Origin of the sequence: Clostridium sp. Marseille-P2415, from assembly GCF_900155545.1 — a bacterium.
GTDB lineage: Bacteria > Bacillota > Clostridia > Lachnospirales > Lachnospiraceae > Lacrimispora.
This window is the reverse complement of record NZ_LT732525.1, coordinates 251,824-259,351: the sequence shown is the minus strand read 5'-3', so window position 1 is coordinate 259,351 and position 7,528 is coordinate 251,824. Positions and strand designations below refer to the sequence as shown.

Sequence of the window (7,528 nt, the reverse complement as noted above, 5' to 3'; positions counted from 1 at the left end):
TATAATAGGAAATTCCTCACGAATTATGGTTTATGTAAACAAATAGCCCTGCAAAAGCAGGGCATAGGTAACAGACGATGTTGAGTTAGAAGATATAAAACCCTTCTTCAAATTCATCATCATCAAGGTCATCATCCTCAATAAGGAAATAATGCATGTCAAGCAAGTCAGAATCGGTCATACCTTTTACCAGCTTGGCAGTCATGCCTTCCGGAGGATTTTTGATATATTTTTGTCTGAGTTCCTCTAATTGTTTTGGATCCATTGAAGCGCCTCCCATCTTTGAATACTTCCAGTATGAAACAGATGGGATAGAAAATCAAGCAGATTTTCCACTAGAGCGGCAGCGGTATTTTGCCAAAGCCCTTTCATAAAGTTTAATCAGAGGGACTCGTTTGTGGTTAAGGAAGAGTTCTAAAAAAGCCATGTCATGCTTACATTTTGGGCATTGCAAAGGGTCATGGCCGAAAGATAAGAGAAAAAGTGTGCGCCACCGATTAAAGTCTAACAGGATTTTGTGCTTTGATTTTGGCACGGCTTTACAAAGCCGTCTGTCTGCCTCACGGTGCCTTGCATAAAGACCATAATATCGGGTCATCTTGAAATGTTTTTCTGGTATGTGCTGGATGAGAAGTTTCATGAAGTCCAACACGGGAATCGTTTTCACAACATAAGAGTTATCCTCGTGCTTGTTGTAATGGAAGGTCACGTTTGCAGCAGGGGCCGTTCTTCGAGGAAGAAGGGGCGGAGATCCTCATCAATGGTAAAAACACAGTGTCGGTGGGTGCAGCGGATGAGCTTAAAGGACATTTTGGTTGAGCGGTCAATACAATATCGGTTCCCGCAGGTAGGGCAAAACTTGGAGTGGCAGCGGAACGGAACAAACTTAAGCTCACCACAAAAAGGGCATCCGTACATGGCGCCGCCGAAGGTACTTTCTTGTATGACGGTCTTGACTTATAGGTAATTCTGGATTTTCTGATTTTATAAGTGAAACATATCTTAAATAATCTGAAATCTGGCCTTAAAGTATTGCGGCAGTTGGAAATCGGTAATATAATTCCCAGCAGAGTTAGAAAAAGCTAACTACTTTAAATCAAGAAAGGCAGATTGAATTCCTATGAAAAATTATTGCAGCAAAATAAGATTAGCAGCAGGGCTGATGTGTTTTTTATTTATAGTAACAGGCTGTTCCCCACAAAAACCATCAAATGCATCACAGTCGGAAGGCTCCTCTTCAGCCGATAATCAAACCTCAAAAGATGAAGTGATTGTCGCGGTTGGAGGAGAGAAAGAATCCGGTTATGATCCATGTACCGGCTGGGGGAGTCATGGAACTCCTATTTTTCAAAGTAAATTGCTTGATACAGATACAAATAATCAGTTGAAAAATGATCTCGCTACCGACTACCGTGTCAGTGAAGATGGCCTTACATGGACCTTTACCATTCGTGATGATGTTATTTGTCATGATGGGGAGAAGCTGACAGCAAGCGATGTGGCATTTACTTATAATAAAACAAAGGAAAACGGGATTTCTACCGTTGATCTGACGCTGCTTGATAAGGCGGAGGCAATTGATGATACTACCGTTGTATTTCACATGAAGTCTCCTATGTCTATTTTTGTGTATCAAACGGCTGCTTTAGGGATTGTACCGGAGCATGCCTACAGCGATCCTGCAGCTTATGCGCAGGCGCCTGTCGGCTCCGGTCCTTATAAGTTTGTTCAGTGGGACAAAGGGCAGCAATTGATTGTAGAAGCAAATGAACAATATTATGGAGGTACACCACCCTTCAAACGCTTAGTGCTTTTGTTCCTGAGCAATGATGCGGCATATGCTGCACTGCAGGCCGGACAAGTGGATGTGGCAAAAATTTCAGAAAATCTTGCGGTAAAAGGTATGCCTGGCTACAACTTGGTGGACTGTAAAACCAACGATTTCCGTACCGTTGCACTTCCGGTACAGGAGCCAGGTGAAACCAGTGTGGAAGGTTATCCAGTCGGGAATGAGGTAACCAGTGATCTGGCAATTCGCAAGGCTCTGGCAAATGGTATAAACCGTCAGAAAATTATTGATACGGTGTTAAACGGTTATGGTGAAGTCGCCTATACCGTTGCTCAGGGGCTGCCATGGGATAACAAAGAGATTATTCTTACGGATGGTAACGTGGAAGCTGCGAAACAGATCCTTGATAATGCCGGCTGGGTGGACACAGACGGAGACGGCATTCGGGAAAAAGATGGAGTAAAAGCGGAATTTAGTTTAATTTATGCCTCCGATGATTCCACCCGCCAGTCCATATCCATGGCATTCAGTGAACAGGCAAAGGCATTTGGTATTAATGTAATTACGGAAGGACTTTCTTCCTCTGACCGCACTCCCCGTAAACACAAAGATGCCTTTATGCTGGGCGGCGGAGATTACAATCCGACACCTGTCTACAATGCTCTTTATGGTGCTTATGCGGCGAAAGGGGGGTGGTATAACATTGTTGCATACAGGAATGAAACGGTAGATAAGTATCTTGCTGCAGCCGTAGCTGCAACCACACAGGAAGAGGCCAATCAATTCTGGCAGAAAGCACAGTGGGATGGAACGACCGGAGGAAGTATTCTTGGTGATGCGCCTTATATTTACATAGCCAATATCAGCCATCTTTATTTTGTGCGTGATGGAATCAGCATAGGAGAACAAAAGATCCATCCTCATGATCATGGCTTTGCGGTATTGGGCAATATCATGGATTGGAGTTCTGTAAAATAACGTCTAATTCAACAATCATAGTGAAATGCGGCCATACCCGGTAACGGCTTGACCGCATTTCCTGTATAGAAGGGAGCAACTGGAGAGTAATGAATAAAGGCATCGCAAAATTGGTCGTAGAAAACTTCTTACGGGGAATCACCTTACTGGTTGCAGTGGTCATTGTTACCTTTTTGCTGGCAAATGCTTCTCCCATAGATCCGATCAGTGCTTATGTCGGATCAGAAAGTGCCATCAGCCAGGAACAAAGAGAGGCAATTGCGGAGTATTGGGGCCTTGATGAGCCGCCTGCGGGCAGATTGATAAGCTGGTTAAAGGCATTGGCAAAGGGAGATATGGGAAGATCCTACTATTTTCAGCAGCCGGTGACAGATGTGATAGGAGAACGTTTTACACAGTCTGTTATGCTGATGGGAACTGCCTGGCTGATATCCGGTGTTTTGGGATTTTTCCTGGGTGTTGCTGCTGCCGCCTGCAGGCATAGTCTGGTTGATAAGGCAATAAAAGCAGTTTGCCTGCTGTTGTCTTCCAGTCCGGCATTTTGGCTGGGACTGCTGCTGATGATGGTGTTTGCGGTGAAGCTTGCGTGGTTTCCGCTTGGCCTTGCCGCACCAATCGGCAAACTTTCCAGTGAAGTGACAATTTGGGAAAGGCTGCATCATCTGATATTACCGGCAGTGACTCTTTCGATTACCGGGATATCAAATATTGCACTGCACACCCGTCAGAAGCTGATTGACATTCTTGAAAGTGATTTTATGCTTTTTGCCATGGCAAGAGGCGAAGGAAAATGGCAGGCAATATGCCGCCATGGATTCCGCAACATTCTTTTGCCGGCCGTTACCTTGCAGTTTGCTGCCGTCAGTGAACTGTTCGGTGGCTCAGTTCTGGCAGAAAACGTTTTTTCTTATACGGGCATTGGGCAAGCAGCGGTGCTGGCCGGTACTCACGGGGACACACCGCTTTTGATGGGAATTGCATTATTTAGTGCATTATTTGTATTTTGCGGAAATATGATTGCAAATTTACTTTATCCCGTGATTGACCCTCAGATCAGGGAGGCGACCTATGAAAAGTAAAAAAAATTCAGGGAAAAAAGTATTTATGAACCGCCGAACCTATACATTAACAATTATTCTGGCAGCAATTGTTATTCTGCTTTTGGTAGCGGGGACAGGGCTTCTGATGCCATCAGAAGCCTATGTAACCAATTTTGAAAACAAAAATCAGCCCCCATCGTTTTTACATCTGTTTGGAACCGACTGGATGGGACGTGATATGCTTGCCCGTACCATAAAGGGACTTTCCACAAGTATCCTGATTGGTGTATTGGCAGCTGGTATCAGCTCTGTGATAGCGGTTATTTTAGGAACACTTTCAGCGGTTATGGGTAAGAAGACGGATCAGGTTATCTTATGGATCATTGATATGGTACAGGGAATTCCGCACCTGATTCTGCTTATGCTCATCTCTTTTATGCTGGGTAAAGGATATCAGGGCGTTATGGTTGGAATAGCGGTCAGCCACTGGCCCAATTTAGCGAGGATTGTCCGGGCAGAGGTTATGGCGGTGAAAAATGGGCAATTTGTGCAGGCATCCCACAAGATGGGGCGCAGCCGTATGTTCATTGCCATGCGGCATATTCTTCCCCATGTGGTCCCGCAATACATCGTTGGTCTGATTCTGTTATTTCCTCACGCAATACTGCATGAAGCTTCCATTACTTTTCTGGGGTTTGGGCTGTCTCCGGAGGAACCGGCGGTGGGGATTATCTTATCTGAGTCCATGAGATACCTGACTTCAGGATTCTGGTGGCTTACGGTACTGCCTGGAGCAGCCCTGCTGGGGATTGTGCTGTTATTTGATGCCATAGGTGACAATCTGAGGACGATCATAGACCCATATAGTGCACAAGAATAGGAGGATATATGTCACAGAAAAAGGAAAAGCAGCCCATTCTGGAGGTAAAAGATCTATCGATCTGTTTTCGAATGTACAGCAGGGGGCTGGTTCAGCAGGAGTTAAGGGTCATATCCAACTTGAACATAGAGATAAACTCCGGAGAAATCATGGCGGTGGTGGGTTCTTCGGGGAGCGGCAAGAGTCTGCTCGCCCATGCGATATTAGGGATATTGCCCGGTAACAGTTCCTGCTCAGGCTCCATGAAGTATTGCGGCCAGGAACTTACCGCCCGCATGCAGAGAAAAATGAGAGGGAAAAGAATTGCTCTGGTTCCCCAGTCAGTAGGTTATCTGGATCCCATGATGCGCGTAGGCAGGCAGGTCAGCGGGATTTACGGAACGCAAAAACAGCAGGAGGAGGTGTTCCGACGCTTTTATCTCGTACCGGAAACAGCGCGAAAATACCCTTTCCAGCTTTCCGGCGGCATGGCCCGAAGAGTTCTGGTGTCCACGGCAGTCATGACGGATGCGAACCTTATTATTGCAGACGAACCGACTCCGGGGCTTAATCAGGAAGTGGCGGAAGAAACCATGCGGTATTTCCGGGAGATTGCTGATGCAGGAAATGCAGTCATGCTGATCACTCACGATATCGATCTGGCCCTTAGTGTTGCGGATAAAATCGCAGTTTTCTATGCGGGAACAACCATAGAGATTGCACCTGTTCATGATTTTGTTGCAGGCAAAGAGCATCTGCGCCACCCATATACGAAAGCTCTGTGGGAGGCACTACCGCAAAATGAGTTTGTTCCCATATCGGGACTTCAGCCCTATGCGGGCAGCTTTCCAAGCGGGTGCCCGTTCGCGCCAAGATGCAAAGATCGGACAGGAGAATGTTCAGGAACTGTGGAAATGCGTGAATTACGAGGAGGAGAGGTGAGGTGCAAGCATGCTACTTGAAGTTAAAAATGTAAGCTTTGGTTATTCCTCCAAAGATTTGATTCTGAAAAATGTGAGTTTTTCAGTGGACAAAGGAGAGCGGGTTGGCCTTGTTGGACCTTCCGGCTATGGAAAAAGTACACTTTCAAAACTCCTTGCGGGATATCTCCATCCAACAGAGGGGGAAATCCTTTTTGAGGGTGAAAAATTGCCGTTAACAGGATACTGTCCGGTGCAGCTTATTTACCAGCATCCGGAAAAAGCGGTGAATATCCGGTGGAAGATGAAGCAGATATTGGAAGAGTCATGGATTCCTGATGATTCCTTTCTGGAAAAAATAGGAATTGAAAAACAGTGGCTTGACCGCTGGCCCAATGAATTAAGCGGCGGCGAGCTGCAGCGTTTTTGTATTGCACGGATATTGGGACCAAAAACAAAATTTCTCCTTGCGGATGAAATCAGCACCATGCTGGATGTGATTACGCAGGCACAAATTTGGCAGTTGGTGCTTTCGGTGGTAAAGGAACGTAATATGGGAATGATTGTGGTGACTCATAATGAAGCACTCGCCCAAAAAGTCTGTACCCGTATTATTAATTTGCCGGCTCTTAACGCAGGCCGCGTTTAAGTTATTTCCGGTATAAAAAGAGAACATTCAAATGAATCTTCGTTTTTATGTACAAGCAGATAGCCCCCGTTTTGCTGAACAATCATTTCTGCACTTTTAAGTCCGATTCCGGCGCTGGAAACAGTGCCGGTTTTTTGCTGCCGGATTTGATTATGAAAGGAGATTACCATGCCGCCGTCCGCCCGGCTGCCTGAGATCACAACAGGAACCGTAGGATCGGCATATTTGAGAATATTAGAGAAAATATTATCAAATACACGCTGTAAGGATGCTTTACGAATGGCAAAAAATAGGGAATCTTCTTCACTTTTTGAAGCCGTGCATTGAAATAAATGTGATTCCAGAAGTACGAGTCCATCGTCAATTAACTGGTTGATAACGGAGGTGTCACAAAGTATGTCTTCTGACTGGGATTCATCCACACTGGTTAAAAAGTGTTTGAACATATTCTCAGAAAGTTCTCTTAACTGCAGAGCCTTTTCTTCTGCTTTCTGAAGATACTGTTCCTGTATCTCTTTGGTGGGACAGCGTTTTTGATTTACAAAATCAAGATATCCGATAAGGCTTGTTATAGGTGTGCGAAGATCATGAGACATATGTACGGCAAATTGATCACGATCTTTACGCACTTTTTGAAAACGAATCATTTGCTTCAGTAAGGAATGCCGCATTTTATCAACATCTTGGGCTAAGAAAGCCAGTTCATCAGTACCTCGCATGGTAATGGGAAAGTTGAGGTTTCCGTTCTCAATATTTTTAATCTCCTGTACAAGGCGGTGGATATAAACAACCTTTTTCTGTACATAGAAAAGCATAAGAAGGAGGAAGGTAATAAAAAATGCGGCCAGGCTGATCATGTTCAGCTTGTCCTCAAAACGGTGCTGCGAGAAAGTACTGATAACAGCAGTAACTTCAATATCATCGAAATGAAGCGGGTAAGTTTTTTGCCAGGGAAGGGGAGAGGTCAACCGGCCGCTTGATAAATTCCCGGCATGATAGGAGATTGTGGAATCATAAATCAACCGGTCTCCATAATACAGGGAAATCGCAGTGAGCTCACGTTTCTTCACCCAGTGAGACACTTGATGGTAATCCAGAGCTGAGACATGATTTTTACTGATATATTCCTGCAGGCTCTCTAATTCAAGATTCTGCTGTTTCTCCACAAAGGTAAAATCCCGGAAGCTGTTTTCAATCCATATATTTCCTGCTTTTCGAACAGCAAGGAAAACCATAGAAGCAATCAGGAAAGAGATAATTGTACAAATCGCCAATTTAAATTCCAGTCTCATT

The 7,528-nt window shown here is 44.9% G+C and carries 7 protein-coding genes and 1 pseudogene; 5 read left to right on the top strand and 3 right to left on the bottom strand.

All coding sequences use genetic code 11. The features are described 5' to 3' along the window. Positions 1–85: 85 nt before the first annotated feature. Positions 86–265 (bottom strand): hypothetical protein, encoded by a 180-nt coding sequence (locus BQ9856_RS01260; protein ID WP_077609371.1) that lies wholly within the window; start codon positions 263–265, stop codon positions 86–88. A 54-nt stretch (positions 266–319) separates the two neighbouring features. Next, positions 320–933: pseudogene (locus BQ9856_RS25610) on the bottom strand (transposase zinc-binding domain-containing protein); the annotation flags it as partial. Positions 934–1,162: 229 nt separating this feature from the next. Between BQ9856_RS25610 and BQ9856_RS01250 the strand changes: the two are divergent. From BQ9856_RS01250 to BQ9856_RS01230, 5 genes are all read left to right on the top strand, one after another. After that, the gene (locus BQ9856_RS01250; protein WP_235839092.1) at positions 1,163–2,767 is read left to right on the top strand and encodes an ABC transporter substrate-binding protein; all 1,605 of its coding nucleotides are present in this window, start codon (positions 1,163–1,165) and stop codon (positions 2,765–2,767) included. 89 nt (positions 2,768–2,856) lie between these two features. Beyond that, positions 2,857–3,846: an ABC transporter permease gene (locus BQ9856_RS01245; protein ID WP_077609369.1), complete on the top strand. Its 990-nt coding sequence runs from the start codon at positions 2,857–2,859 to the stop codon at positions 3,844–3,846. Further along, complete coding sequence (locus BQ9856_RS01240) at positions 3,836–4,687, top strand: ABC transporter permease (protein ID WP_077609368.1); 852 nt, start codon at positions 3,836–3,838, stop codon at positions 4,685–4,687. The genes BQ9856_RS01245 and BQ9856_RS01240 overlap by 11 nt, the downstream gene beginning before the upstream one ends. Positions 4,688–4,695: 8 nt before the next feature. Next, a complete protein-coding gene (locus BQ9856_RS01235; protein WP_077609367.1) occupies positions 4,696–5,628 on the top strand; it encodes an oligopeptide/dipeptide ABC transporter ATP-binding protein in 933 nt (310 codons plus the stop codon). Beyond that, complete coding sequence (locus BQ9856_RS01230) at positions 5,618–6,235, top strand: ABC transporter ATP-binding protein (protein WP_077609366.1); 618 nt, start codon at positions 5,618–5,620, stop codon at positions 6,233–6,235. Before BQ9856_RS01235 ends, BQ9856_RS01230 begins: the two co-directional genes overlap by 11 nt. On the opposite strand, the gene BQ9856_RS01225 is transcribed toward BQ9856_RS01230, so the two are convergent. Continuing rightward, positions 6,232–7,527: a sensor histidine kinase gene (locus tag BQ9856_RS01225; protein WP_235839120.1), complete on the bottom strand. Its 1,296-nt coding sequence runs from the start codon at positions 7,525–7,527 to the stop codon at positions 6,232–6,234. The genes BQ9856_RS01230 and BQ9856_RS01225 overlap by 4 nt on opposite strands. Position 7,528 lies beyond the last annotated feature (1 nt).

What these genes read in the sequence shown, in the direction of transcription:
- BQ9856_RS01245 (WP_077609369.1), top strand. Translation starts at nt 2,857, where the DNA reads ATGAATAAAGGCATCGCAAAATTGGTCGTAGAAAACTTCTTACGGGGA.
- BQ9856_RS01240 (WP_077609368.1), top strand. Translation starts at nt 3,836, where the DNA reads ATGAAAAGTAAAAAAAATTCAGGGAAAAAAGTATTTATGAACCGCCGA.
- BQ9856_RS01235 (WP_077609367.1), top strand. Translation starts at nt 4,696, where the DNA reads ATGTCACAGAAAAAGGAAAAGCAGCCCATTCTGGAGGTAAAAGATCTA.
- BQ9856_RS01260 (WP_077609371.1), bottom strand. Translation starts at nt 265, where the DNA reads ATGGATCCAAAACAATTAGAGGAACTCAGACAAAAATATATCAAAAAT.
- BQ9856_RS01225 (WP_235839120.1), bottom strand. Translation starts at nt 7,527, where the DNA reads ATGAGACTGGAATTTAAATTGGCGATTTGTACAATTATCTCTTTCCTG.
- BQ9856_RS01230 (WP_077609366.1), top strand. Translation starts at nt 5,618, where the DNA reads ATGCTACTTGAAGTTAAAAATGTAAGCTTTGGTTATTCCTCCAAAGAT.
- BQ9856_RS01250 (WP_235839092.1), top strand. Translation starts at nt 1,163, where the DNA reads ATGTGTTTTTTATTTATAGTAACAGGCTGTTCCCCACAAAAACCATCA.